The following is a 25,679-nucleotide window of genomic DNA, read 5'->3' as shown; positions in this document are numbered from 1 at the left end:
GCGCGAAACTGCCGTCGAGTCTAACTGATTTTGCGCGCGTTCTGACCTCGTCCATTCGGCCAGGTTATGCCCTGGGGATGGGTTTGTTATGCTGTCGCTTCAATGTCCGCCGTGGCTCGCGCGCATCGCTCGCGGGCCATCAGCGTGCCAAATGTGATCTGGAATCCATGCTTCAGCTCTTCTACTCGAACCGCTACGAAACGCTGGTGGGCGCGCTGCTCGGCGACCTCGCGCAAGCGCCGTCCGACCCGTGGACCGCGCGGCCCGTGATCGTGCCGAGCGCGGCCGTGCGCCGGCGGCTCGAGCTCGATATCGCCGCGCGCCAGGGCATCTGCGCGAACGTTAACTTTGGTTATCTCGCGCAATGGCTGTGGGCGCAGATCGGCGGCGTGATCGAGGTGCCGAAGCATTCGCCGTTCGCGCCGGACCGGCTCGTGTGGCGCTGCTACCGGCTGCTCGACGACTCAGACGAAGCGCTGCCGTGGAACGCGTCGCCGCGTCTGCGCACCTATCTCGATGCGGCCGACGCGTCGATGCGCTACGAACTCGCGCGGCGCGTCGCGACCGTGCTCGATCACTATCTGACCTATCGCCCCGAATGGCTGCTGCAGTGGCACAAGGGCGGCTCGATCTTCGCGAGCGGCGCGGCTGACGACACCGGTCCGCGTCTGACCGGCGCGAGCGACGCGGCGCGCGAGGACGAGCGCTGGCAGGCGGCGCTGTGGCGCGCGGTGCTCGCCGAGCTCGCGCAAGCCGGCGGTCATGCGCAAACATCCGCGGCCGCGCTGCCGCCCGCGTACCGGTTCCTCGATGAAATCGCGGCGCTCGATCTCGAGGCGATCTCGAACGCGCGATGGCCCGAGGCGGTCAGCGTGTTCGCGCTGCCGACCATGCCGCCGCTGCATATCGCGTTGCTGCGCGCGCTGTCGCGCTGGATCGACGTGCGTCTGTACGTGATGAACCCGTGCCGCGAGTTCTGGTTCGACGTGGTCAGCGAAGGGCGCGTGCAGGCACTCGACGCGGCGGGGCAGCTCGACTATCAGGAAGTCGGTCATCCGCTGCTCGCCGAATGGGGCCGCCAGACTCAGGCGCAGCTGCATATGCTGCACGAGCTGACCGAAAGCGCCGCATCGGCCGAGACCGGCGACTTCACCGAAAACCCGCAGCCGAGCTGGCTCGCCGCCGTGCAGAACGGCATCCTCGCTTTGCGCAATGAGGCCGATGCCGACGAGTTGCCTATCGAGCGCGGTATCGAGGTGCACGTCTGTCATAGCCTGTCCCGGCAGCTCGAAGTGCTGCACGATCGCCTGCTCGGCTGGTTCGACGAATTCGACGATCTACAGCCGTCCGACGTGCTGGTCGCGGTGTCCGATCTCGCGGCGGCCGGTCCGCTGATCGATGCGGTGTTCGGCACCACGCCTGCCGGCGACACGCGCCGCATTCCGTACCGCATTACCGGCCTGCCGCCGTCGCAGGCCAATCCGGTCGCGCGTCTGTTGCTCGACTGGCTCGCGCTGCCCGAGCGCAGCGTCGGCGCGCCGGATCTGATCGAATGGCTGCGCGTCGATGCGGTCGCGGTGCGCTACGGCATCGATGCGAATTCGCTCGAGGCCGCGCAGGAATGGCTCGCGGCCGCCGGCGCGCGGCGCGGGCTCGCGCCGCTCGAACCGTTGGGTGAACACGTGCCGGTCGCGCGTCATACGTTCGCCGATGCGCTGACGCGCCTGTACCTCGGCTACGCGATGCCGGCAGGCGGCGAACCGGTCGATGCGTGGCTGCCGGTCGAAGGCGCGGGCGGTTCGGATGCTGAACTGCTCGGCCGTCTGTCGCGTTTCGTCGACGACATCGACAGCTTCGCGGCGAGCTGCGCGATCGAGCGCACGCCGTCCGACTGGTCGCAACTGCTGCTCGAAACGCTCGGGCAGTGCTTCGACGGCGGCGTCGAGTTCGCCGATTCGCTCGCGGCCGTGCGCGACGCGCTCGATGCGATGAGCGCCGCGATGCAGGCCGGCGCGCATGATGTGTTGCTGCCGGCGTCGGTGGTGCGCACCGCGCTCACCGAAGCGCTCGACGACCCCGCACGCGGCGGCGTGCCGTGGGGCAGCGTGACGTTTTCTTCGCTGACGAGCTTGCGCGGTTTGCCGTTCCGCGTGGTCTGCCTGCTCGGCATGGACGACGGCGTGCTGCCGTCGCTCGCGCGTGCCGACGAGTTCGATCTGATGGCCGCGTTCGGTAAGGCCGGCGACCGTCAGCGCCGCGACGACGAGCGCAATCTGTTCCTCGATCTGCTGCTCGCCGCGCGCGAGCGGCTCTTCATCGCCTACACGGGCCGCAGCATTCGCGATAACGCGCCGCTGCCGCCGGCCGCGCTCGTCGATGAACTGCTCGATCATCTCGCGCAGGTGTCGGCGGGCGAGGACGCGAGTCCGGCCGAGGTCGACAGCGCGCGGCGCGAGTTCATCGTCGAGCATCCGTTGCAGGCGTTCGCGTCGGACTACTTCGCGGCGAAGCCCGACCTGTTCACCTACGACGCCGATCGCGCCGAGCTGGCCACGCTGCTTGCCGAACCGCAGCATGCCGCCGCCACGCCGTTCTTCGATCAACCGCTGCCGCCGGAAGCTATGCACGAGGTGGAGTTCGACGACTTCGTGCGCTTCTGGCGTCATCCGGCGCGCGCACTGCTGCGCGACCGGCTCGGTATCGCGTTGTCGGATGCGCAGGGCGAATTGCTCGACACCGAGCCGTTCGATCTCGACTATGCGGGCCGCGACGCGCTCGCCGAGCGCCTGCTGCCGGTGCTGCTAGACGCCGGCACCGACGACGAGGTGATCTATAGCCGCGTGCAGCGCGTCGCCGAGGCGAGCCCCGAGTTGCCCGGCGGCGCGACCGGCGCGGTCTGGCGCGCGCGCGAGCTGTCCGCGCTGCGGCAGTTGGCGCAAAGCGTGCGGCGCGAAGTGGCCGCGGGCGTCGAGCGTTTGCCGTTCGTGCTCGACGTCTCGCCGCGCTGGCCGCAAGGCGGCGCTGGCACCGACAGCGCCGTGTCCCTGTTTGGCGACTACGACGCGCTGCTGCGCGAATCCGCCGAAACGCCGCTGCATTTGCGCGGCACGTTGAACCTGCTGACCGGAACGGGACAAGTGATCTTTCGTTATGCCAAAGCCAGCGCGCGCGACTATCTGTCCGCGTGGCTCGCGCATCTGGTCTATTGCGCGGCGCAGCCGGACGGCCCGCGCCGTACCGTATGGCACGGCAGCGGCGAGAGCTTCGAGCTGGCGCCCGTCGCGGCTCCGCTCGACGAACTCGCGCCGTTGGCTGCGCTCTTCAATGCCGGCCGCCGGCTGCCGCTGCGCTTTTTCCCGAAAAGCGCATGGGCGCGGGTCAGCGAAAGCGAATCGGCGGCGCAAGGCGTATGGGTCAACGACCGCGTGCGCGGCGAATCCGACGACCCCGCGTTGCGCATCGCGCTGCGCGGCACACCGCTCACGCTCGACGAACCGTTCGGCAGCCTCGCCGCGATCGTCTTCAAGCCACTGATCCAGCATTTGCGGAGCGCCTCATGAGCGACGCGCTGCGCCATCAAACCATCGCCGCCGACGAACTCGACGTGTTCGCATGTCCACTCGACGGCGTGAACCAGATCGAAGCGTCGGCGGGCACCGGCAAGACGTGGAACATCTGCGCGCTGTACGTGCGGCTGCTGCTCGAAAAGAACCTGAACGCGGATCAGATTCTCGTCGTCACGTTCACGAAGGCCGCGACCGCGGAGCTGCACGAGCGCATACGCGGCCGTCTCGCGGAACTGCACCGCGCGATCGAGATGGACGACGACGGCGACGATCCGTTCATCCGCCGGCTGTTCGAAACGACGCTCGCGCCGGAGCGCGGTATCGAGCGCGAGGCCGCGTTGAAGGTCGTGCGCCGCGCGCTGCGCACGTTCGATCAGGCCGCGATCCACACGATCCACGCGTTCTGTCAGCGCGCCTTGCAGGAAGCGCCGTTCGCGGCCGCGATGCCATTCGCGTTCGAGATGGAAGCCGACGACGCGGCGCTGCGTTTCGAACTCGCCGCCGATTTCTGGCGCGAGCAGGTCGAGCCGGTCGCGCATGCGCATCCGGCGTTCGCCGCGTGGCTGGTGGCCAAGCGCGCCGGTCCCGCGTCGCTCGACGAGCAGCTGGCCCGACGCCTGAAAAAGCCGCTCGCGCAATTGCGCTGGGGCAGCGTCGACGCGGCCGGCGCAAGCGCCGATCCGCAGGCCGGCTTCGATGTCGCGTGCGCGATCTGGCGGGCCGAACGCGACGCGATCGTCGCGCTACTGGCCGAGGCACAGGAGCGCCTGAGCAAGACTACGCACAAGCCCGATCACGTGAGCGCCGCGATCGCCGCGTGGACCGACTACTTCGCGCAGGGCGATTGCCATGCGCCGCCGCCGCGCGCCGCGCTGAAGCTGACGGCGTCGGCGTTGAAGAAGGCAACCAAGGTCAAGTTCGAGCCGCCCGCACATCCGTTCTTCGAGCATGCCGATGCGCTGGCCGCGGCCGTGGTCGCCGCCGAGGCCGCGCAGCGCGCGCGCTGGCTCGCGCTGGTGCAGACATGGCTCGACTACGCGCCGGCCGAGTTGGTGGCGCGCAAGCGCACGCGTCGCGTTGTATCGTTCGACGATCTGCTCGCGAATCTGTATCGCGCACTGGCCGCGCATGCCTGGCTCGCCGATGCATTGCGTAGCCGCTATCCGGCCGCGCTGATCGACGAGTTCCAGGACACCGATCCGCTGCAATTCGCGATCTTCAGCCGCATCTTCGCGCCGGCGGGACCGCTGTTCCTCGTCGGCGATCCGAAGCAGGCGATCTACAGTTTTCGCGCGGCGGATCTGCATACGTATCTCGCGGCGCGCGAGTCGGCGTCCGCGTGCTACACGCTCGCGGTCAACCAGCGTTCGACCGCACCGATCGTCGAGGCGTGCAACCGCATCTTCGAAGCGAACCGCCAGGCGTTCGTGCTCGACGGGCTCGACTATCAGCCAGTGCGTGCGGGCGAGCGGCGCCGCGCGCCGTTTACCGATCCCGACGCGAGCGGCGGCGATTTCCGCATCTGGACGTTGCGGCGCGGTGAAACCCCGCTGGACAAACGCAGCGCGCAGCGCGCCGCGAGCGAAGCGTGCGCGGCCGAGATCGTGCGGCTTTTGCGAGGGGCGCGCGAAGGTGTCGTGACGATCGGCGACAAGCCGCTCGCACCGGGCGATATCGCCGTGCTCGTGCAGACGCACAAGCAGGGCAGCCTCGTCAAACGCGTGCTCGCGGCGTGGGGCGTCGGCAGCGTGGAGCTTGCGCAGGCGTCGGTGTTCGCGACGCTCGACGCCGAGCAGATCGAGCGCGTGCTGGCCGCCATCGACACGCCCGGCGATCTGCGTCGCCTGCGCGCCGCGCTCGCCACCGACTGGCTCGGGCTCGATGCCGCCGCGCTGTGGCGTCTCACGCAGGTCGCCGATGCGCCCGCGGCCGCGGCCGTTGACGACCCCGCGCCAGCGCTCGACGCCGCCGACGCGATGGGCTGGGTCGAGCGTTTTTCGCGCTACCGGATGCTGTGGCACGAACGCGGCTTCGCGGTGATGTGGCGCACGCTGGTGCGCGAGCTGCGCGTCGCGCAGCGGCTCGTCGCGGGTGTCGACGGCGAGCGTCGGCTGACCAACGTGAACCATCTCGCCGAGCTCATACAGGCGCGCGCGGCCACCCAGCCCGGCATCGCGCCTACCTTGCGCTGGCTCGCCGCGCAGCGCGAGCAGGGCGGCGGTGACGAGGCCCAACTGCGGCTCGAGTCGGATCGCAATCTCGTGCAGATTGTCACGGTCCATAAATCGAAGGGACTCGAATACGCGGTCGTGTTCTGTCCGTTTCTGAACGATGGCGGCTTGCGCGAGCCGCCCTCGTCGGGCTTGCCCGATGCGCGCGAGTATCACGACGACAGCGGCGACGCGGTGCTGCACTACGGTTGCGACGAAGAGGAAGCCGAGCGCGCTTCGCGTTACGCGGTGCGCGAGCAGGCGGCGGAACGCGCGCGGCTCGTCTATGTGGCGCTCACGCGCGCGGTGTATCGCTGCTACCTGGTGGCGGGCACGTATCTGTCGTCGCGCTCGACGAAGGAGTCGCGGCGCAGCGTACTGAACTGGCTCGTCGGCGGCAGCGGCCACACGTTCGACGCCTGGCTCGCCGAGCCGCCCGACGAAGCCGCGCTCGCGGCGAGCTGGCAGGCGCTCGCGGGCGGACCGGTCACGTTGCGGGCGCTGCCCGAAGTGACGCGCCGCGTGCCGCTCGAAAGTCTGCGGGATCAGGGCGCGCATCTGCACGCGCGCGCGAATCGGCGGCCGTTGCGAGATCAGTGGCGCATGGCAAGCTTCAGCGGCCTGATCGCGGCCGGCGGCAGGAGCGCGGATGCCCACACGCACGCGCCGCAGGAAGACGTGCGGCCCGACCACGATGAAATCGCCGATGCGCTACCCGCCGCGCCGCTGCTCACGCCGCTCGCCGCGGCGAGCGCCCCGGCGCATGCCGACGACGACATCCTCGGGTTCCCGCGCGGCGCGGCGGCCGGCGATTGCCTGCATCGGATGTTCGAACTCGCCGATTTTACCGAGGCGCGCACCTGGCCCGACGCGATTCGCGGCGCGCTGCGCGAGCGTCCGGCGCCGGCCGCGCCCGAGCTCGCCGCGCGCTTGCCCGCGATGATGCATCGGCTGATCGCCGACGTCGTCTCGACCGAACTCGTGCCGGGCATGACGCTCGCGCGGCTCGATCCGCGTCGGCGCCTGAACGAACTCGAGTTTCTGTTCGCGGCCCCGTCGCTGGATTTTCCGGCGCTGCGCGAGCTGCTGATCGAATACGGCTATCCCGACGTCGCGCTGGAGCCCGGCGTGCTGCGCGGGTTCGTCAAAGGATTTATCGACATGATCGTCGAGCACGACGGCCGCTTCTGGATCGTCGACTGGAAGTCGAACCATCTCGGCGACACCGCCGCCGACTACGCGGCCGCGCCGCTCGAAGCGGCGATGGCGAGTCACGCGTACCACCTGCAGGCGTTGCTTTATACGGTCGCGCTGCATCGCTATCTGAAGACGCGCGTGCGCGACTATGCATACGACACGCATATCGGCGGCTACCTGTATCTGTTCGTGCGCGGCGTGCGGCCCGACTGGCGCGATGTCGACGGCGCCGCCGGTGTGCACGGGCGGCGTGCGCCGTTCGAACTGGTGGCGCTGCTCGACGCGGCGATGATCGGAGGTGGCGCATGAGTACGCCCGGCACGCTTGACGAGCGCGCGGCCGCGCCGCTCGGGCTCGAAGACATCGGCGTCAACCTGCCCGCGCCGGCCGATTTCAGCATCGCGCTGGCCGAAGGGTTCGCGCGCCGTATCGGCATGCTCGCGCGGCGCGGTGGCGCATCGACCGAGGTGGTGAAGTGGGCCGCGCGCGGCGCGTTCGCCGCGAGCCGCGCGACCGCCGAAGGGCACGTGTGCGTGCCGCTCGCGACGCTCGCGCGCCGCTTCGACGCGTCGAGCGCCGAAGTGCGCGCGGCGCTGCTCGCGAGCGGCATGGCAAGCGATGGCGCAGCGGACGCAGCGGCGTTGCGCCCGCTCGTGATCGACGCGCAGGGGCGTCTCTATCTCGCGCGCTACTACGACTACGAGCGGCGCCTGGCCCACGCCCTGGTCGCGCATGCGACGGGCGAGGCGAGCACCGCGAAGGCCGACGCGGACACCGCCCCCGCCGCTTTGCGCGAACGCCTGCTGCGCTACTTCGGTCCGCCGCGAGACGACGACGTCGACTGGCAACGCGTCGCGGCCGTGATGGCGCTGTCGGGGCGGCTGACGATCGTCAGCGGCGGCCCGGGAACCGGCAAGACCACGACCGTGGTCGGCGTGCTTGCGTGTCTGCTCGATGCGCGGGCCGATTTGCGCATCGCGCTGGCGGCGCCGACCGGCAAGGCGGCGCAACGGATGCAGGAAGCGTTGCTCGCGCGCGCGGGCGAGCTGCCGCCCGAACTCGCCGCGCGTTTGCCGCAGGCGTCGTACACGCTGCATCGCTTGCTGGGGTCGGGGCCGGGCGGGCGCTTCCGGCATCATCGCGATAATCCGTTGCCGTATGACGTGGTCGTGATCGACGAGGCGTCGATGATCGACGTGGCGATGGCCACGCATCTGCTCGACGCGATCGGGCCGCAAACGCGGCTCGTGATGCTCGGTGACAAGGACCAGCTCGCCGCGGTCGAAGCCGGCGCAGTGTTCGCCGAACTCAGCGCGCGGCCGGCGTTGAGCGCGCGCGGATTGCAATGGGTCGCGCAGGCGCTCGACATCGACGAGGGGCGGCTCGCGCGGGCTTTGCCGCGCGCGTTGCGTGAAGTCGATGAAGCACCGTTGGACGATTTATTTGCGCCGCCCGAGACGCCGCAAACCTTCGAGCCACCCGCGTCGGGCGATCTGTTCGGTGACGGCGTGACATCGGCGACTGGCGAGCAGGCGGATCGCGATAAGCGATCGGCGATCGACCGCAACCCGCTCGCGGACTGCGTCGTCTGGCTCGAGCGCAACTACCGGTTCGGTCTCGAGTCGCCGATCGGCCGTTTGTCCGTCGCGATTCGCAACGGCTCACCGAGCGCGGCGCTCGACGTATTGCAGATCGACCCGACCGAGGTCTGCGCCGCGGCGCTGCACGAGGACGCTCACACGACGCTGGCCGAGCGCACCACCGCAAGACTTGCCGGTGGCTTCGCGCCGTACGCCGACGCGCTTGCCAGGGCGCTCGCCGTCGATACGCCCGATCCAGTGCCGCTCTTCGACGCGCTCAACCGCTTCCGCATCCTCTGTGCGACGCGGCTCGGACCTCGCGGCGTCGATCGGGTCAACGCGGCGATGGCGGCTGAGGTGCGCCGCGCCGCGGGCGTCACGCTCGCGGTCGGCGCGCAGTGGTTTGCCGGACGTCCGGTGATGGTGACGCGCAACGATTACGCGCTGGGTCTGTTCAATGGCGACATCGGCATTGCGCTGCCGGGCGCGGGTGGCGCGCTGCGCGTGTACTTCCGCACCGGCGACGGCGGTGTGCGCGCGGTGTCGCCGGCCGCGCTGCCGCCGCACGACACCGCGTTCGCGCTGACGGTCCACAAGTCGCAAGGTTCGGAGTTCGAGCAAGCGGTGCTGGTGCTGCCGTCGGCGTTCAGCCGTGTGTTGTCGCGTGAGCTCGTGTATACGGCGATTACTCGCGCGCGCGAACGCGTCGAGGTGATCGGCGCGCGGGCCGTGCTCGCGCAGGCGATCGCGACGCCGACGCAGCGTGATTCGGGGCTGGCCGCGCGGATTGCCGAAGCATCGCGTTGATCGCGCGGCAGCAGGCAGAAAAAGCGAAGTGGCGGACTTGTGGTGCGAGCGGCGCTCAACCGGCAACCCCGCTCGCCCGCTCGATGGCCTCGACGCGGCTGCGCATCGTCCTGCGATACCACAGTGTCCACAGCGCGAGTCCCGCGTAGATGCCGTAGCCGATCAAGGGCGACACGACGAGGAAGCGTTCGATCGGCCACGTCAGCGCCATCCACGCGCGTAGCGCGGTTTCGGCGGTCAGCCCGATGCCCCACACGAGCGTCATGGTTCGCATCGCGGTGGCGAGACCGGGGCGCTCGCGCCATAGCGCCTCGAAATGCGCGGCGCCGCCTTCCATTTCGCGCGCGACCGTCGCGCGCGCGAGGTAGAAGATCAGAGGACGACGCATCGGCAGCGACAGCAGGAACACGACGCCGACCGCGCCGGACACCAGCGACTCGCGCAACAGCAGCATGCGCGGACTGCCCCCGAGCGCCATGGCCGCGACCGACAGCACGATGCCCGCCACCACCATCACGCTGAGCGCATCGACGCGCCTGAAGCGCGCGAGCTCGATCGCGCTCCACACGAGCGGCGGCACGGCGGACGCGATCAGCGCGCCGGTCTCGCCGACCCTCGGCAACGCGAGCCGGTAAGCAAGCCACGGCAGCAGAAAGTTGACGGCCAGTTCGAGCACGAAACCGGGACGGATTTTCATATGAATTTACGCCGTAAGCGAAAGAACCAGTATCGATGAACCGGTCGGGCCGACGCAAATGGTTTTTTTCGTAGCGTTCGCGAGCCGGTGCCGCCGGGCGCCGCACCGGGCGCTGCGCCGCCTTCCCGCGAGTTCGGGCATTTCGCGTCGAGCGCTTGTACACTGACGCATCTTCCTTGCCGACCACCCATGACATCCCGCTATCCGGTCCCGCCCAACGAAATCGAATTGACCGCCGTGCGCGCGCAGGGGGCGGGTGGTCAGAACGTCAACAAGGTGTCGAGCGCGATCCATCTGCGTTTCGACGTGCGTGCCTCGTCGCTGCCGGAAGTGCTGAAGATGCGTCTGCTCGCGCTGTCCGACCACCGGCTCACGCGCGACGGCGTCGTGATCATCAAGGCGCAGGAGCATCGGACCCAGGAGATGAACCGCGCGGCGGCGCTCGCGCGGCTCGATGAACTGATCGAAAGCGTCAGCGTGACCCGCAAGCATCGGGTCGCGACGCGGCCGACCCGCGCGTCGAACCTGCGGCGGCTCGACAGCAAGGCCAAGCGTAGCGAGGTCAAGTCGGGGCGCGGCCGCGTGCACGAGTAGCGGCGTGGGTCGCTAACGTCTCGCGCCGCGTCTGCTGGTGCGCCCATCCGGCGGCGACGCCTCCGCCACGAAGTCGACGCACAGCACGTGCGTGCCGTCGCGCTCGAACGCGATCGCCGCGGTGTAGCAGTCCTGACCATCGGCGAGCGAATAATGTGGCCCCATCATCGCGACGCGGCCCGGCGCCGCGAGCGCGTGCCGGAAATACGCGCGACGCGACCAGTTGCTGCGCGTCTCCGTATACAGCGGCGCGAGCCGCTTCGGAGGCGGCGGGACCGACGCCGCCGTCACCGAAGGCTGGGTCTGCTCGCCCAGGCCGTCGGTGAGGAACACGCGGCGCGCTTCGGGCAGATGCCAGACCTTTTGCGCGGCCTGTTCGAGGTCACCGGTCGCCTTGTAGGCGTCGGCGGCGGCCAGCACCGCTTCCGCGAAGCCCTCGAACCCGAGCCGCTGGTGGCCGGCGTGCGCACGCTCGTATTCGGCGAACTTGCTCCAGATCGACGCGACGAGCTCGGGCACCTTCGTGCAGGCGGCCAGCACGCTGCTCTTTGGCTGACCGAACCAGAACCCCTGCACGAAATCGACGTCGGCCTGCATCAGGATCATCAGCTCTTCATCGGTTTCGACGCCTTCGGCGAGCACGAGCGTGCCCGACTGATGGAGCATCGCGATCAAATGGCTGATCATCGATTCGTCGCCCTCGCGCTTGCCCGCGCGCGCGACGAGCGAGCGGTCGAGTTTGACGATGTCGGGGCGGAAGCGCCACACGCGATCGAAGTTCGAGAAGCCGGTGCCGAAGTCGTCGATCGCGATCAGAAAATCGCGCGGCTGCGAGGCGGCGAGCATGCTGGCGACGGCGGATTCATCGTCGGCGGGTTGCTCGAGCACTTCGATCACGATGCGCTCCTGCGGCAGCCCGAAATGCGCGGACAACTCGTCGATGAAAGCGCGCTGCGGCCAGCCGGTTTCGAACACCTGCGGGCGCGTGTTCAGAAACAGCCACCCGGTGCTGATGCCTTGCTCCATGAAGTTCGCCACATGCAGGCAGCGCGCGATGCGATCGAGTTCGCGCGCTTCGGCGGCCGAGCGCGTGCCGGAGAACAATACTTCGGGCGAGACGGGCAGACCGACCGGATCGAACGCGCGCAACAGCCCCTCGTAGCCGACCACGCACTGATGCGTGACCGACAGCACCGGCTGGAACACGCTGTGCAATGTCAACGCGCGCCAGGTCACGGTCCAGCCCGACTCGCCGCGGACCAGGTGCGGGAGCAGGCCGCTCACGGTCAATTCGCTGACGGATGGCATAGAAGCGGGCATGAAAGCTGACATGGGATCGTTGCGGCAAGGGAATGAAGGGGCACGCAAACCCATTCGGCGCGTAGCGCTCGCACACCCGAAGCGCCGCCGGAACGAAACGAATGCGTCCCGCGAACACGGAGGGCGGTGCCAGCCACGCTGGACTCCGGCGAATTGGTCAAAATGAGTCTAGCAGTTTGCAGCGCGCGACAATGTGCGGGTTATCACAAACGCATGGGCGCGAAAATTGTCTGCAAAACGGCTGACTACGGCCGCGCGACAATCCGTTGCGGTAATGCGCCGGAGCGTCCCGCGCGCTTGCCACGCGCGACACCGATTCTCAATCGCAATGAGTTACCGTACCACGCCGAGGGTAGCAGGGCGCCCAGTGGTCGCCCGCCAAACTCCAGGCCGACGGTGCTCACATGCTGGTGCCGCTGTAGGCGCTGATGCGGCCTTTCAGGCGGCGGGCTTGGCACTGCTCTGCCGGGCGGATTCTCGCGCGACGTGCAGGAGCCGCGCCGGTTCGTGTTCATCGAGCGGTGGGAAAGCCAGGATGCGCTCGCGGCGCATGCGAAATCCGCACATATCCAGGCTTATAAGAAGGCGGCCGCGGATCGGATCGAGCACGCGGAGATTCGCGTGGTGTCGAAGATCGCCTGAATTCGGGCGCGGGCGTCAGCGGCGCGCGGACACGCTGGACAGGGGTGGGGCGGCCCTGAGGCCGCCGGCGCGCCGTCAGCGATCAGTGGGTTGCTTGCGGGACATCGAGAATCAGGATGATGGTCCAGTCGGCGTCGCCGTCATGGTGATACTGGCGCTCCGCGACAATGAACGGCTGCTGCTTGCCAGCCGGGCCGAGAAACAGCACGTCGCCTTCCATCGGCAGGCATTCGACGGGCGGCAGCGCGAGGTACGCTTCCTGACCGCCACGCGGCATCAGTTTTTCGATCTTGCGAGATGCTGCTTCGGTCCATTCGATATCAAGCTGGATGTTGCTCATGCTGTCCTCCGCACCAGGGTGCGCACGGGTTAGGGGATGCCGGCGGCTCGCCGGTCGGTGCGCGACTTTAGCATACGAAGAGCAGAGCGCCGGCTGCTTGCCAGGCCGGTGCGCGCCCGGAGTACCTTGCCAGCAGCGAGCGGGTCGCACAAATAAAAAAAGCCGAAACCGGCGCTGCCAGCTTCGGCTTTTTCACCTTCACGACGAGGCCGCGAGGCGAGATCCGCGAAGTCGCTCAGGTGCCCGACGCGTCGGCACCCTTCTTCGGATGATGCGGAGCCATCTTGTGATGCTTGGCCGGCGCGGCCGGTGCGCTTCCCATCGACTGCTCGCGGTTTTGCAAATCTTGCGCACGCTGCTCGACGTCGGCGGCCTTCGCCGGATCGGTGCTCGTCGTGATGCCGTTGTCCTGCGCGTGAGCCGCGCTGGCTGCGGCACACAAGGAAACCAGGATCGCCAAGGACACTTTCTTCATCGTTACCTCCGTAGAATGGTGGTGGACCCGAGTATTGCCTGTCCAGTGGGAAAGACAATGCATTCTATCGAGCAAACTCTTCTCCAGCCGATGGCTTTGTAACCGCGCTCAACACTTGTTACGTTTTGTAATAGCTGGACGCTGGTTGAATAAACCGCGACGTCCTCGAGTGCGAGAGCGCAGCGGCCTACATCGTTCGTCAGAACCAGCCGATCGCGCGATACAGGTGAAATTGCGCGAGGCCGATCAGTTCATGCAACGCTATCTCCGCGGCCACGAGATTGGCGAAGCGCGGCAGCACGCCGATCCGCGCGCGCCGCGCGCTCGAAATCTGCGGCTGCGGCTCGACGCCGAAGCGCTGAAAATCGAGCAGCGCACGCGGCATCTGATACGCGGAGGTGACGAGTATCAACGTGTCGTAATGTGATTGACCGACAATAGCCGAGACGTTGCGCGCGTTCTCATAGGTCGTGCGGCTGCTTTGCTCGAGCACGATGTCCGAGCGCGCCACCTGCTGACGCAGCAGATAGGGCAGGTAGGTGTCGGCTTCGGTCGCGCTATGCCGCTGCGGATTGCCGCCGCTGACGATCACCCGGCACGTGCTCGTCGTGCGCTTGCAGGCCGCGTAGTTCTGCGCGCTGACCTCGATGCGCGAGAGTACGTCGCGCGGTGGCACCAGCACGTGGTCGTGGTCGTAGACCGTGCCGCCGCCGAGCAGGATGATCGCGGTGCGTGGCGCGAAGGTGGCGGCCGTGGCGCTCTGTCGTTGGGGCTGCGCCAGATCGAGCAGTGGCGCGGTTAGCCAGCCGGCCGCGAGCAGCCAGAACAGCGCCATCATGCAGACGATGAGCGGCCGGCGCGCACGTTTCCATAGCACGATTGCTGCAAAAAAAAGCGCTAATAAAGTGAATAGAATCAATTTAAATGGGGTAACGTATGTCTTTCGGGACAAATCCACGGGCCTGCCATCGCGCCGCGGCGGTTGCATCGTCGGTTCATGGAGAGAACGCTAACATGCCGTTCTGACGGGGGTTCCGAAAACGAGACCAGGCAGCACCTGGCGGAAATCCGCCGTCAGACAGGCGGCGAGCTTCCGACCAGGAGCGGGTGCTACGCGCGTCGCCGGTGGCGCAGTGACGCGTGGGCATGAATGTGTCATAGCTGCACTTTAAGAAAGAAGTGAGATGACCACGTATTCCAACGAAGCGGTACTTGAAGCGCTGCGGCGAGCGCAATATCGTCAGGTTCCCTGGGCCAGAAGGCCGGGTGTCTTCCAATATCTTCGCGCGCTGGGGCTGATGGACACCGTTCGTCAGCGAACCGTCGCACCGGCGCCAGGCTTTCATGCTCCCGTCGACATCGCGGTGCTCACCGAACGCGGCAAAGCGGAGTTTGCGCGGCTCGAGCACGACGAGCGTCTGCTCACATGGACAGCGCAACGCATGCACGATTATGTTCTCGGCGCGGCCGAACCGCAGTCCGCCGCGACAGCCGAAGTCAGATCTTAGCTCAAGGTTCATCGCTTACCTGAACTGAGTCACTGTCCGCCCGGGCCTGTCGCCCCCTCGGCGGGCCGTCGCTGAGGTCGACCCGTCGCCGTGCACGTCCGGGGGCGAATCTCGGCTTCCCATCGACAAGGCGGCGACGCGATCCGCGCAGGTCGATGCCGTTGCGCGCCTTCCATGCCATCAACGCCTCGACGGCGAAAAAAAGCCCGTATCGCGAAGATACGGGCATACCGGAATTACTACTGCCACGCTGTGCTAATGGCGTTGAGTCAGACTGGTGCCGCGTCCGGTGGTTCCCCGATCGTAAGTGCGCAATGCAAGATACTGGGCACCGCGCCGCGCGACGCGCCGTCCGAGCGGCGACTTGGCAAATCAACGCCGCCGCTGATCCTCACGCGGCGCATTGGGCCGTGCCCGCACATTGCTGGCGATATCGCCGCGCAGATCGCCACGCGGCGTCGGCGGCGTGAAGTCGCGATTATGGGCCTCGCTCTGCTGCCACGCTTCCAGCGTGGCTTGGCGGTCCGGGCGCCAGTTCCACCCTTGCGGGCGTTGTTGCGCAATTGCGGGCGCGGCCATCGATGAAATCACAATGCCGCACAACACCAGTGACATTGGTTTCATTCCGAAATCCCCCTCAACCTCGAGCGCCTCGACTCAAGGCCTGTTTGCATAAGTATTAACGTATGCCGGGGGACGAAAGCACGCTGTAATTAATAGTAAATGGATGTTTCACCCGGAGCTATCGGGTAGTTTGGCGGTCTGAGGCAGCGCGCAAGGAGCGCTGTGGCGGTCGTGCGGGAGGCGCGACGAAAGGGGCGCGCAAAGCGGAGAAGACAGCGTCTCGCGGCGACCGTCAAATGCTGGCGGGTCGTGGGCGCGCACGCAATCGTGGAAAAGTCGGCTGGATAAAAAACCGGGCGCCTACAGGCGCCCGGTGACCGCGTAGTTTCGCATCAGGCCATCTTGACCGGCGCGCGCCACGATTCCGGATTGGTCCAGAACGCGCCGCGTAGGCGGTCGCGGCTCGGCGGTGCCGGCGGTTTCGCGGCCGTTGCGCCGATCCGGCCGCGCAGCGAGATTTCGCGGCCGCTCGTGCCAAGCCGTTTCACAATTTCAGCGAGCGTGCCATCGGCTTGCCACTCGTCGAAGCGCCGGCGGCAAGTCGGGGGGGACGGGTAGCGGCCCGGCAACTTGGACCAGCCTTCGCCTGTCGACAACACCCAAAGCACGGCGTTGACCACCGCCCGAGCTTCCACGCGCGGTCGACCGCGCCGTTCGCTGCGCGCCGGCTCGGCGCAGAACAAAGCCTCGACCAGCGCCCATTCGTTATCTCTCAAATCGTCGAACAGCATCATGTTTCACCTCAGCGAAGCTAACTCCGGTGCGCTGCCCCGCGCCGCGCACTCTTCACGCACTCGATAGGCGAGTGCCAAAGGGGACGGGCTTGCCACGGATTGCCATCGGAAATCATGGCGCCCTCCCTGTGCGTTTCACAACGCACGAAGTGTGCCAATCTGCTGCCGATTGCCTGAAAGCCCCGTGGCGGCGGGCCAACGCGGGCGCCAGCCAGGGCCGTATAAGAATCCAAAAAACCCATCTCGCAAATCGGGACAATCACCAATCTGGGGCAGAAAAGCCCGGCTGGCGTGCGTTCGCGCTTTTTTGCTGCATTGCAGCGGCCACGTGGACGGTGCTTTGCCGCACGTATTTGGTCGTACAATGCGCATCAATCTGCGCTATTAATGAGGTGAACAAATGAATGTGACGCTGCGACAGCTCAGGGTTTTCATCGAGGTGGCGCGCTTGCAAAGCTTCAGTCGGGCCGGCGCCGAAATCGGCCTCACGCAGTCGGCGGTCAGTCGCTGCGTGCGCGAACTCGAAAGCGAGATCGGCATGAAGCTCATCGATCGCACGACGCGCGAAGTGCAACTAACCGACGTAGGCGGCAACCTCGTGGCGAGTGTGTCGCGACTGCTGGGGGATCTCGACGACGCGTTGCGCGAGATCCGCGAAATCGGCGAGCAGCGCCGCGGACGCGTGGTGGTCGCGGCGAGCCCGACCGTCGCGTGCCGGCTGATGCCGCGCGTAGTCGCGTCGTGCGGACAGCAGTTTCCTTATGTGACGCTTGGGCTGCGCGACGACGTGCAAAGCGACGTAGTGCGCAAGGTGAAGTCGGGTGAAGTGGACTTCGGCGTGATCATCGGCCCGTTCTCCGACGACGATCTGCTCAGCGAGACGCTGATGACGGACTCGTTCTGCATCGTGTCGCGTGACGATCACCGGCTCGCCGCTCGCGAGCAGGTTACGTGGAAGGACCTCGACGGCGAGCAACTCGTGATGCTCGATTATGCGTCCGGCAGCCGCCCCATCATTGATGCCGTGATGCAGGCGCAGAGCGTGAACGCCACCGTGGTGCAGGAACTCGGCCATTCGGCGACCGTGTTCGGGCTCGTCGAGGCGGGCGTCGGGATCAGCGTGCTGCCGTGGCTCGCGCTGCCGCTGCCGGCGGGGGCGTCGCTGGTCGCGCGTCCGCTGGTGCCGCGCGCGGAACGCCTCGTCGAACTGGTGCGGCGGCGCGACCGGTCGCTGTCGCCCGCGGCCGAGGCGGTGTGGAATCTGATCCGCCAGTTGCCGGGCCGGGCCGAGGAGTTGAATTAACGGGCGGGATCGCGTGCGATCCGTTCGACTGGTGGATTGGCGCCGGGCGCGGCCCGCCGCCCACTCGCCGCCTACCTCTACGCGCTGCGCCGCTGTCCGGTTACCCGGCGCGCTAAACTGCCATCTTCATCGCGCACGCCTTCGCGGTTGCGCTTCGCGCCTCTTATCCTTCACCCACCCGGAAGCCTCGATGAGCGAATTGGACCTGCCCGTGCCCTCCATCCCGAATGCGCGCGACGCCGTACGCGCGCTGCGTCCATCGCAAATCCGTGAAGTCGCGAACGCCGGTTTCGGCGTCGACGACGTGCTGCCGTTCTGGTTCGGCGAGTCCGATCGCGTCACACCCGCATTCATTCGCGACGCCGCGAGCGCCGCGCTCGCCGCCGGCGCGACGTTTTACACGCACAATCTCGGCATCGCGCCATTGCGCGCGGCACTTGCGGGCTACGTCAGCGAGTTGCACGGGGCGACGTCGCCCGAGCACGTCGCGGTCACGAGCGCGGGCGTCAACGCGCTGATGCTCGCCGCGCAGCTGGTGGTCGGCGGCGGCGACCGCGTCGTCGCGGTGACGCCGCTATGGCCGAATCTGGTCGAAATCCCGAAGATTCTCGGCGCGCATGTCGAAACCGTCGCGCTCGGCTACGGCGAACGCGGGTGGGCGCTCGACGTCGGGCGATTGCTGACCGCGCTGACGCCTGACACGAAGATGCTGATGATCAACTCGCCGAACAACCCGACCGGCTGGGTGATGAATCGCGACGACCAGCGCAGCGTGCTCGAACACTGCCGGCGGCACGGCATCTGGATCGTCGCGGACGAGGTCTATGAGCGGCTCTACTATCCCGGCGATGACGCCACCCAGGCGGCCGGTGTGCGCACCGCGCCATCGTTTCTCGACCTCGCGACACGCGACGAACGCGTGATCTGTGTGAATTCGTTCTCGAAAGCCTGGCTGATGACGGGGTGGCGGCTCGGCTGGATCGTCGCGCCGACCGCGTTGATGGACGACCTGGCGAAGCTGGTCGAGTACAACACGTCGTGCGCGCCGTCGTTCGTGCAGCAGGCGGGCATCGCGGCGCTCGAGCAGGGCGAGCGTTTTACGCAGCAACTGGTGCGCGACCTGAGGACGTCGCGCGATCATCTGGTGCGCGCGCTGTCGGCGGTTCCCGGCGTCGACGTGAAGGCCCCGCTGGGCGCGATGTATCTGTTCTTCTCGATGCCGGGCTCGACGCGCAGTCTCGATTTGTGCAAGGCGATGGTGCGGGAGGTCGGGCTCGGCGTGGCACCGGGCAGCGCGTTCGGGCCGCAGGGCGAGGGGTTCGTGCGCTGGTGCTATGCGTGCGATACGGTGCGGCTCGATGCCGGCGTCGAGCGCTTGACGCGGTTTCTGGCGCGCCACGCCGGGGCCTGATCATGCGGGCTCGTACGCCCCCCGCGCTTCGTGTTGACGCACCGCGAGCGGCGAAAAGCCGCGAATCGTGAGAATCTTCTTGCTGTCGACTCGACCCGGGCGGGCGCGGCTACCCCGGTTGGCGCCGCAGCAGAAGATGCACGGCAGATCGCGGCTTTACGCCCCGGTCGTTTTTGCGTAATATGGCGCTCAGTCACGCGATTCCTTTCAGGAATATCGCCGCTCCGTCCGGCTGGGTCTGGCTCGATAAGTCTGTTCGCCACCCCCCGGTGCGTGCTCCCATCAATATGACCGATCAGAATCGGGCGAGCGCGTCTTCAGTTCCACATCGTCTGTTTGATCCGGTTCTTTGACCACAGGGTCTGACCTAGCTGCATGAATACCCAAGAGGCGAAGATCGTCCTCGAGACTGCCTTGATCTGCGCGCAGGAGCCGTTAAAGCTCGGCGAATTGCGCAAGCTCTTTGCCGACGGCGTGTCGGCGGACACTGTTCGGACCTTGCTCGAAGACCTGAAGCGGGACTGGTCTGGGCGCGGTGTGGAGCTGGTCGGGCTGGCGTCGGGCTGGCGGTTTCAAAGCAAGCCCGCGATGCGTTCGTACCTGGATCGGCTGCATCCGGAAAAACCGCCGAAATATTCGCGCGCGGTGCTCGAAACGCTCGCGATCATTGCCTACCGGCAACCGGTGACACGGGGCGATATCGAAGAAATTCGCGGTGTGACGGTGAATACGCAGGTCGTCAAGCAGCTCGAGGATCGCGGCTGGATCGAGGTGATCGGTCATCGCGACGTGCCGGGGCGTCCGGCGCTGTATGCGACCACGCGCCAGTTCCTCGATGACCTTGGTCTAACGGCGCTTGACGAGTTGCCTCCGCTTGCCGATCCGTCCGCACAACTGAACGCGGATCTGCTGGGTCAGCACGCGATCGAGTTTGCCGAGGGCGACGCGCAAAGCATGCAGCAGCCGGTGCAGGATGCCGGGCACGACATCGCGGGTGAGGCTGGCGAGCCGGCTCCGCCGGAAGCGGTGCAGCATGCCGCGTCGGGATTTGAAGCAGCGCCGCCCGAGACGGTAGCCGAGTCGACGCTCGAACCGCAGCCCCGTGCGGAAGCGACCGGGCAGGCCGGCACGACGAGTGCGTCAGGCGCGTCGAGCGCGCTGCACGACACGCAACAACAGCCCGAACCGGCACCCGCGGCAGCGCAGACCAGCGTCGCCGGCTCGGCACAGCATTACGATCCGGTCGCCCAGACCGATCCGGCAACACCCGCGCACGGCTCGGGCGTAGCTCGCAATACGGAGCACGCTGCCGAGCCGAACCCGATCGAGGCGGCGCACGACGATCCCGAGGATCGCCGTGATGCCGCGCAGGACGCAGGTTTTCTGACCGACGACGAAACCGAGTCGCGCAGCGCCTGACGTAACCGTACTTTTTTGCCGCGCCCGCAACGGGCGCGCGCGACCTGACATTTTGAGGTTGTTTTGACACATACCCACGACACCGATTCGTCCGAATCCGAGCGCCCCGTGCCGTCGGCGCGGACCGACGAACGCACTACGCAAGCGGCGACAGGCGAGAGCGAGCGCCCGGCTCATGGCGCGGAAGCAGAGGGCGAAGAGCGCCCCCGCCGCGGTCTGCGTCGCGGGCCGCGCAGCCTGATCGCGCGACGCCGCGCCGGCGCGAAGACGAAGGCAGCCGAGGGCGCGCCCGCGCAAGGCGCGCCGGTCGTCGCCGAAACGCCGCCGGACGGCGAGGTCGTCGCCCAGGTGCGCACGCCGCGCAAGGACGCGGGCGCGAAACATGGCGGGCGTCGTAACGCTGGCGGTGCGAAGCGCGAGGGCGCATCACGCGAAGACCAGCGCGAACGTCAGCCGCGCGAAGGTCAACGTGAGGGCCAGCGCCAGAATCGCCGCGGCGCCGATGCGGCTGCGGAGTCAGCTCAGGACGATCTGTTCTCATACGTGACGTCGCCCGCATTCGATGCCGACAACACCACGACTGGCGGCGTACGCGCGCCGATGCTGCGCGGTGGCAAGGCAGCGGGCCCGAAGCGCGTGCTGTCGCCCGATGACGACGCGCCGAAGCTGCACAAGGTGCTCGCCGAGGCGGGCATGGGCTCGCGCCGCGATATGGAAGAGCTGATCATCGCCGGCCGCGTGTCGGTGAACGGCGAACCGGCGCACATCGGCCAGCGCATCATGCCGACCGACCAGGTCCGCATCAACGGCAAGCCGGTCAAGCGCAGGCTCGCCAGCAAGCCGCCGCGCGTGCTGCTGTACCACAAACCGACCGGCGAAATCGTCAGCCACGCGGACCCGGAAGGCCGTCCATCGGTGTTCGACAAGCTGCCACCGATGAAAACCGCCAAGTGGGTCGCGGTCGGGCGTCTCGACTTCAACACCGAAGGTCTTCTGATGCTGACCACCTCGGGCGATCTCGCGAACCGGTTCATGCATCCGCGTTATAGCGTCGAGCGCGAATACGCGGTGCGTGTCGTCGGCGAACTCGCCGAGGGTATGCGTCAGAAGCTGCTAAACGGCGTCGAACTCGAGGACGGCCCGGCGAACTTCTTGCGCATTCGCGACGGCGGCGGCGAAGGCACGAATCACTGGTACCACGTCGCGCTCGCCGAAGGGCGGAATCGCGAAGTACGCCGCATGTTCGAAGCGGCCGGCCTGATGGTCAGCCGGCTGATCCGTACGCGCCACGGCCCGATCTCCCTGCCGCGTGGTCTGAAGCGCGGCCGCTGGGAAGAACTCGAGGACAATCAGGTGCGCGCACTGATGGCATCGGTCGGCCTGAAGGCGCCGACTGAGGAGCGCGGTAGCCGCAATGCGGCGCCGGAGCGTCGTCAGCCGGATCCGATGCAGACGTCGATGGGCTTTATCAACCGCGAGCCGGTGTTGATGTCGCACAGCCGCTTCGAGCAGCAGCCGCGCGGACAGGGTCGCCGTGGCGCGGCGGGCGGTGGCTTCGGCGCGGGCATGGGGGGCGGCACTGGTTCTGGTGTCGGTGTGGGCAATCGCGGCACCGGGGGGCAGCGCGGCCGCGACGTCGACGGCAATCGCGCGTCGTCGCCCAACGCGAACCGTGCGCGCACTGGCGGCAAGCGTGCCGGCGCGTCCGGCGACAGCGGCGGCAATCGCGGGCCGGGCGGCAATCGTGGCGGCAACGCCAACCGTGCCGGCGGCAACGCGGGTTCGGGCGGCGCGAATCGTGGCGGCGGCACGGCGCGCGGTCGCTCGCGCGGCCGTTGAGCGGTGCGCTGTACCGCGTTTGAGAAGTGGCCGTTGAACGGCCATACCCTTTGGTGCAGTTCGCATGACCTGCCAGGCTGATATGACTCCCGGTGTCAATCGGGATCGGGTTTTTAGTTTCTCGAATTCATGTTGCCGGAATTTCCTCAGGGCGGCGTAGCAGTACATTTCGGCGGTGGATCAAGCTGATATCCGCGGGTTGGGTACCGCACTACAGATGTCCGCCCAATGAGCCTGCCGCTATCTGGAACCGCAAGTCGGATGCAGTAGTCCGTTGCGTAGCCTGGTCGCGGGTTACTCGTCCCAGGCGAGAGTAGAACGGCCTTCACGCGTTGCCGTGCGCGCTTCAGGTCGTCTTTGGCGCCACCCACGTCCGTGCCGGATCGCGGAACGCTTCGTCGTCGTCGCTCGGCACGTACACTGCGGAGAGGTCACCGGCGCGCAAAGACCGCACAAGCTTGATCGCATCACGCCGCTCAGTCTTGACCCGTTCACCCGGTTTTTTCGGAATCAGCGATCGGGCGCACACGATGCACCCGAATCCCTTCTGCACGAACTGCCGGTAAAGTCCGTAGCCGCATGGACCGGCCTCGCAGACAACGCAGATGTGCCGCACTTTCGACTGCAGGCGCCTGCACAGGTGGTCGATATCAGCCTGCGTCATACCGATCTTGCCCAGCAGTTCGACTTCGCCCGAGCCCGGCGCATACGCGACTTTGATCGAGTCCTTGTGTACATCGAGACCGACGCACAGCGAGCTATCGTCTTCCATGCTGGCCTCCCGTGTCGGAAATCGCCGGGAGCGGCCGTGTCCGCACTGTGCTGCTCTGGCTGCAATGCTAACCCGCGCTTGATTCCTTACGGCGGGCCAGCCATTGCCTCACGGGAGTCATACTGCATACTGACTAGCAATGTCGAGTGCTTCCCGGCCGAGCCGTTAATCGTTTTTGGCGATTTCATGCCGCCTCTTGTTTGCCGCGTTCGAACGGCGTTCCGATGCGTCAAACGCTGTGCGAACCTGCGCTGAAGACCGACAGGACGCATCGCCGCAAAGAGTTGGCGTAGCCCGTCCGGCTCCCCTTCCCGACGGCTCGGGCGACCTTGCAAAAGCCCGGATTTGCCGCCACATTGTCGAAAGATTCCTATCAAATCAAACGGAAATGCGCATCGCCCGGCGTTCCGCGGATTGCGTTTGGGCCGGAAAATGGCTACAATCGCGAAGTCGCTGGGCGTACGGTTTCATGTGCGGCTCAGGTGCGACCACCGGCAATAAGATGATGGGCGTTGAGCCCATTTTTTTTTGCCGTTCAGTTCATCGTGGTTCGGCATCTCGGGTTCGCACGAACGTGCGCCGGCTTGGCGCGCGGCCCGCATTGGTTGTTTGCAGAAGAGGCGAGGCTCGCTGCGCGAACATCTAAGAGGGCACTGTGCAACTGACGGAACTGATTGAAACCACGGTCGTGGGACTCGGCTACGAGCTCGTCGATCTCGAGCGCACCGGGCGCGGCATGTTGTGTATCTATATCGACCAGCCAGCCGGCATCGCAATCGAAGACTGCGAGAAAGTCACGCGTCAGCTCCAGCACGTTCTGACGGTCGAAAATATCGATTACGAGCGGCTCGAAGTATCGTCACCCGGTCTCGATCGCCCGCTGAAGAAACTGGCGGATTTTGAACGTTTCGCGGGCAGCGAAGCGGTTATCACACTGAAAAAGCCATTGGACGGTCGGAAATCGTACCGGGGCATTTTGCATGCTCCGCAAGGCGAGACGATCGGTCTGGAATTTGAAGGAAAAGAAGGGGCCGCGATGCTCGATTTCACGCTCGCGGACATGGACAAGGCGCGCCTTGTTCCGAAAGTTGACTTTAGGAGCCGCAAACAATGAGTCGCGAAGTGTTGATGCTGGTGGATGCGCTGGCACGCGAGAAGAATGTCGATAAGGACGTGGTATTTGCCGCGCTCGAAGCGGCTCTCGCTTCGGCCTCCAAGAAACTCTTCGAAGAAGATGCGGATATCCGCGTCCACATCGACCGTGAAAGCGGCGAGCACGAAACGTTTCGCCGCTGGAAGGTGGTGCCGGACGAAGCAGGTCTGCAGGAACCGGATCAGGAAATTCTGCTGTTCGAGGCGCGCGAGCAGCAGCCCGATATTCAGCTCGACGAGTTCATCGAGGAGCCGGTGCCGTCGATCGAATTCGGCCGTATCGGCGCGCAGGCCGCCAAGCAGGTGATCCTGCAGAAGGTGCGCGACGCCGAGCGCGAGCAGATCCTGAACGACTTCCTCGAGCGCGGCGAACACATCATGACCGGCTCGGTGAAGCGCCTCGACAAGGGCAACTTCATCGTCGAATCGGGCCGCGTCGAAGCGTTGCTGCGCCGCGACCAGCTGATCCCGAAGGAAAACCTTCGGGTGGGCGACCGCGTGCGCGCGTATATCGCAAAGGTCGACCGCACCGCGCGTGGTCCGCAGATCGAGCTGTCGCGTACGGCGCCGGAATTCCTGATGAAGCTGTTCGAGATGGAAGTGCCGGAAATCGAGCAGGGCCTGCTCGAGATCAAGGCGGCGGCTCGCGATCCGGGCGTGCGCGCGAAGATCGGCGTGGTGGCTTATGACAAGCGCATCGATCCGATCGGCACCTGCGTCGGTATTCGCGGCTCGCGCGTGCAGGCCGTACGCAACGAGCTCGGTGGCGAAAACGTCGACATCGTGCTATGGTCGGAAGACCCCGCCCAGTTTGTGATCGGCGCGCTCGCGCCGGCAGCCGTGCAGTCGATCGTCGTCGATGAAGAAAAGCATTCGATGGACGTCGTCGTCGACGAGAACGAACTCGCGGTCGCGATCGGCCGCAGTGGTCAGAACGTGAGGCTTGCCAGCGAGCTCACCGGCTGGCAGATCAACATCATGACGCCGGACGAATCTGCGCAGAAGCAGAATCAGGAGCGCGGCGTCCTGCGCGACCTGTTCATGGCGCGTCTCGATGTCGACGAGGAAGTCGCCGACATCCTGATCGACGAAGGCTTCACGAGCCTCGAAGAGATCGCCTACGTGCCGCTCAACGAAATGCTCGAAATCGAGGCATTCGACGAAGACACCGTTCACGAACTGCGCAACCGCTCGCGCGACGCGCTGTTGACGATGGCGATCGCGAACGAAGAAAAGGTCGAGAATGTAGCGCTCGACCTGAAGAGCCTGGACGGCATGGACGCCGACCTGCTCGCGAAACTGGCCGAACATCAGATCCAGACGCGCGACGAACTCGCCGAGCTGGCCGTGGATGAACTGGTCGAGATGACTGGGATGGGAGAGGATGCCGCTAAGGCGTTGATCATGAAAGCACGTGAACACTGGTTCCAGTGAGAAATGACCATGGCGCACTGAATTGAACGCGGCCGTCAGGCCGCATGACCCGATG

The 25,679-nt window shown here is 66.6% G+C and carries 17 protein-coding genes and 3 pseudogenes; 12 read left to right on the top strand and 8 right to left on the bottom strand.

Annotated elements, in window-relative coordinates:
• The first annotated feature begins 167 nt into the window (after positions 1–167).
• The 3 genes from recC to HDG37_RS02975 are packed head-to-tail and all read left to right on the top strand — an operon-like array spanning position 168 to position 9,360.
• Positions 168–3,560, top strand: a complete 3,393-nt coding sequence (recC, locus tag HDG37_RS02985; protein WP_184044143.1) for an exodeoxyribonuclease V subunit gamma — start codon at positions 168–170, stop codon at positions 3,558–3,560.
• On the top strand, positions 3,557–7,282 hold the full coding sequence (recB, locus tag HDG37_RS02980) for an exodeoxyribonuclease V subunit beta (RefSeq protein ID WP_184044141.1): 3,726 nt from the start codon (positions 3,557–3,559) through the stop codon (positions 7,280–7,282). The genes recC and recB overlap by 4 nt, the downstream gene beginning before the upstream one ends.
• Positions 7,279–9,360: an AAA family ATPase gene (locus HDG37_RS02975; protein WP_184044139.1), complete on the top strand. Its 2,082-nt coding sequence runs from the start codon at positions 7,279–7,281 to the stop codon at positions 9,358–9,360. Before recB ends, HDG37_RS02975 begins: the two co-directional genes overlap by 4 nt.
• Positions 9,361–9,415: 55 nt before the next feature.
• Here HDG37_RS02975 and HDG37_RS02970 read toward each other — a convergent pair whose 3' ends face one another.
• Positions 9,416–10,057 carry a VC0807 family protein gene (locus HDG37_RS02970; RefSeq protein ID WP_184029948.1) on the bottom strand — a complete coding sequence of 214 codons (642 nt, stop codon included), beginning with the start codon at positions 10,055–10,057 and terminating at the stop codon, positions 9,416–9,418.
• Positions 10,058–10,246: 189 nt separating this feature from the next.
• Between HDG37_RS02970 and arfB the strand changes: the two genes are divergently transcribed.
• On the top strand, positions 10,247–10,651 hold the full coding sequence (gene arfB / locus HDG37_RS02965; RefSeq protein ID WP_184044137.1) for an alternative ribosome rescue aminoacyl-tRNA hydrolase ArfB: 405 nt from the start codon (positions 10,247–10,249) through the stop codon (positions 10,649–10,651).
• A gap of 12 nt (positions 10,652–10,663) precedes the next feature.
• Here arfB and HDG37_RS02960 read toward each other — a convergent pair whose 3' ends face one another.
• Complete coding sequence (locus HDG37_RS02960; RefSeq protein WP_184044492.1) at positions 10,664–11,959, bottom strand: EAL domain-containing protein; 1,296 nt, start codon at positions 11,957–11,959, stop codon at positions 10,664–10,666.
• A 492-nt stretch (positions 11,960–12,451) separates the two neighbouring features.
• Between HDG37_RS02960 and HDG37_RS02955 the strand changes: the two are divergent.
• Positions 12,452–12,613: pseudogene (locus HDG37_RS02955) on the top strand (putative quinol monooxygenase); the annotation flags it as partial.
• A gap of 82 nt (positions 12,614–12,695) precedes the next feature.
• Here HDG37_RS02955 and HDG37_RS02950 read toward each other — a convergent pair.
• The 3 genes from HDG37_RS02950 to HDG37_RS02940 form a co-directional block, all read right to left on the bottom strand.
• A complete protein-coding gene (locus tag HDG37_RS02950) occupies positions 12,696–12,953 on the bottom strand; it encodes a hypothetical protein (RefSeq protein ID WP_008923870.1) in 258 nt (85 codons plus the stop codon).
• A gap of 235 nt (positions 12,954–13,188) precedes the next feature.
• Positions 13,189–13,428 carry a hypothetical protein gene (locus HDG37_RS02945; protein WP_184044135.1) on the bottom strand — a complete coding sequence of 80 codons (240 nt, stop codon included), beginning with the start codon at positions 13,426–13,428 and terminating at the stop codon, positions 13,189–13,191.
• A 199-nt stretch (positions 13,429–13,627) separates the two neighbouring features.
• Positions 13,628–14,347: a YdcF family protein gene (locus HDG37_RS02940; RefSeq protein ID WP_409259883.1), complete on the bottom strand. Its 720-nt coding sequence runs from the start codon at positions 14,345–14,347 to the stop codon at positions 13,628–13,630.
• A gap of 265 nt (positions 14,348–14,612) precedes the next feature.
• On the opposite strand from HDG37_RS02940, the gene HDG37_RS02935 reads away from it, so the two are divergent.
• On the top strand, positions 14,613–14,936 hold the full coding sequence (locus HDG37_RS02935) for a hypothetical protein (RefSeq protein ID WP_184044133.1): 324 nt from the start codon (positions 14,613–14,615) through the stop codon (positions 14,934–14,936).
• 372 nt (positions 14,937–15,308) lie between these two features.
• Here the strand turns inward: HDG37_RS02935 and HDG37_RS02930 are convergent, their stop codons facing one another.
• Together HDG37_RS02930 and HDG37_RS02925 are read right to left on the bottom strand one after the other, a co-directional pair.
• A complete protein-coding gene (locus tag HDG37_RS02930) occupies positions 15,309–15,560 on the bottom strand; it encodes a hypothetical protein (RefSeq protein WP_184044131.1) in 252 nt (83 codons plus the stop codon).
• 335 nt (positions 15,561–15,895) lie between these two features.
• Positions 15,896–16,291 (bottom strand): annotated as a pseudogene (locus HDG37_RS02925) (transposase); the annotation flags it as partial.
• Between the two features lie 403 nt (positions 16,292–16,694).
• Between HDG37_RS02925 and HDG37_RS02920 the strand changes: the two are divergent.
• The 4 genes from HDG37_RS02920 to rluB all read left to right on the top strand — a co-directional run bounded on the left by HDG37_RS02920 (position 16,695) and on the right by rluB (position 22,266).
• Complete coding sequence (locus HDG37_RS02920; protein ID WP_184044129.1) at positions 16,695–17,597, top strand: LysR family transcriptional regulator; 903 nt, start codon at positions 16,695–16,697, stop codon at positions 17,595–17,597.
• Positions 17,598–17,787: 190 nt separating this feature from the next.
• Positions 17,788–19,008 carry a pyridoxal phosphate-dependent aminotransferase gene (locus HDG37_RS02915; protein ID WP_184044127.1) on the top strand — a complete coding sequence of 407 codons (1,221 nt, stop codon included), beginning with the start codon at positions 17,788–17,790 and terminating at the stop codon, positions 19,006–19,008.
• Between the two features lie 375 nt (positions 19,009–19,383).
• Positions 19,384–20,427, top strand: a complete 1,044-nt coding sequence (scpB, locus tag HDG37_RS02910) for an SMC-Scp complex subunit ScpB (RefSeq protein ID WP_184044125.1) — start codon at positions 19,384–19,386, stop codon at positions 20,425–20,427.
• Between the two features lie 63 nt (positions 20,428–20,490).
• Positions 20,491–22,266, top strand: a complete 1,776-nt coding sequence (gene rluB / locus HDG37_RS02905) for a 23S rRNA pseudouridine(2605) synthase RluB (protein WP_184044123.1) — start codon at positions 20,491–20,493, stop codon at positions 22,264–22,266.
• A 302-nt stretch (positions 22,267–22,568) separates the two neighbouring features.
• Here the strand turns inward: rluB and HDG37_RS02900 are convergent.
• Positions 22,569–23,038, bottom strand: a pseudogene (locus HDG37_RS02900) (transposase); the annotation flags it as partial.
• 655 nt (positions 23,039–23,693) lie between these two features.
• Between HDG37_RS02900 and rimP the strand changes: the two are divergent.
• Together rimP and nusA are read left to right on the top strand one after the other, a co-directional pair.
• Entirely contained in the window at positions 23,694–24,152 is a 459-nt protein-coding gene (gene rimP, locus HDG37_RS02895; protein WP_006052964.1) for a ribosome maturation factor RimP, read from the top strand.
• The gene (nusA, locus tag HDG37_RS02890) at positions 24,149–25,624 is read left to right on the top strand and encodes a transcription termination factor NusA (protein ID WP_176120042.1); all 1,476 of its coding nucleotides are present in this window, start codon (positions 24,149–24,151) and stop codon (positions 25,622–25,624) included. The genes rimP and nusA overlap by 4 nt, the downstream gene beginning before the upstream one ends.
• Positions 25,625–25,679: the final 55 nt, after the last annotated feature.

Source organism: Paraburkholderia sp. MM5384-R2 (genome assembly GCF_014201025.1).
In the GTDB taxonomy this organism is placed as follows: domain Bacteria; phylum Pseudomonadota; class Gammaproteobacteria; order Burkholderiales; family Burkholderiaceae; genus Paraburkholderia; species Paraburkholderia tuberum.
Note: the sequence above shows the minus strand (reverse complement) of the source record. Positions and strands in the feature narration are given on the sequence as shown.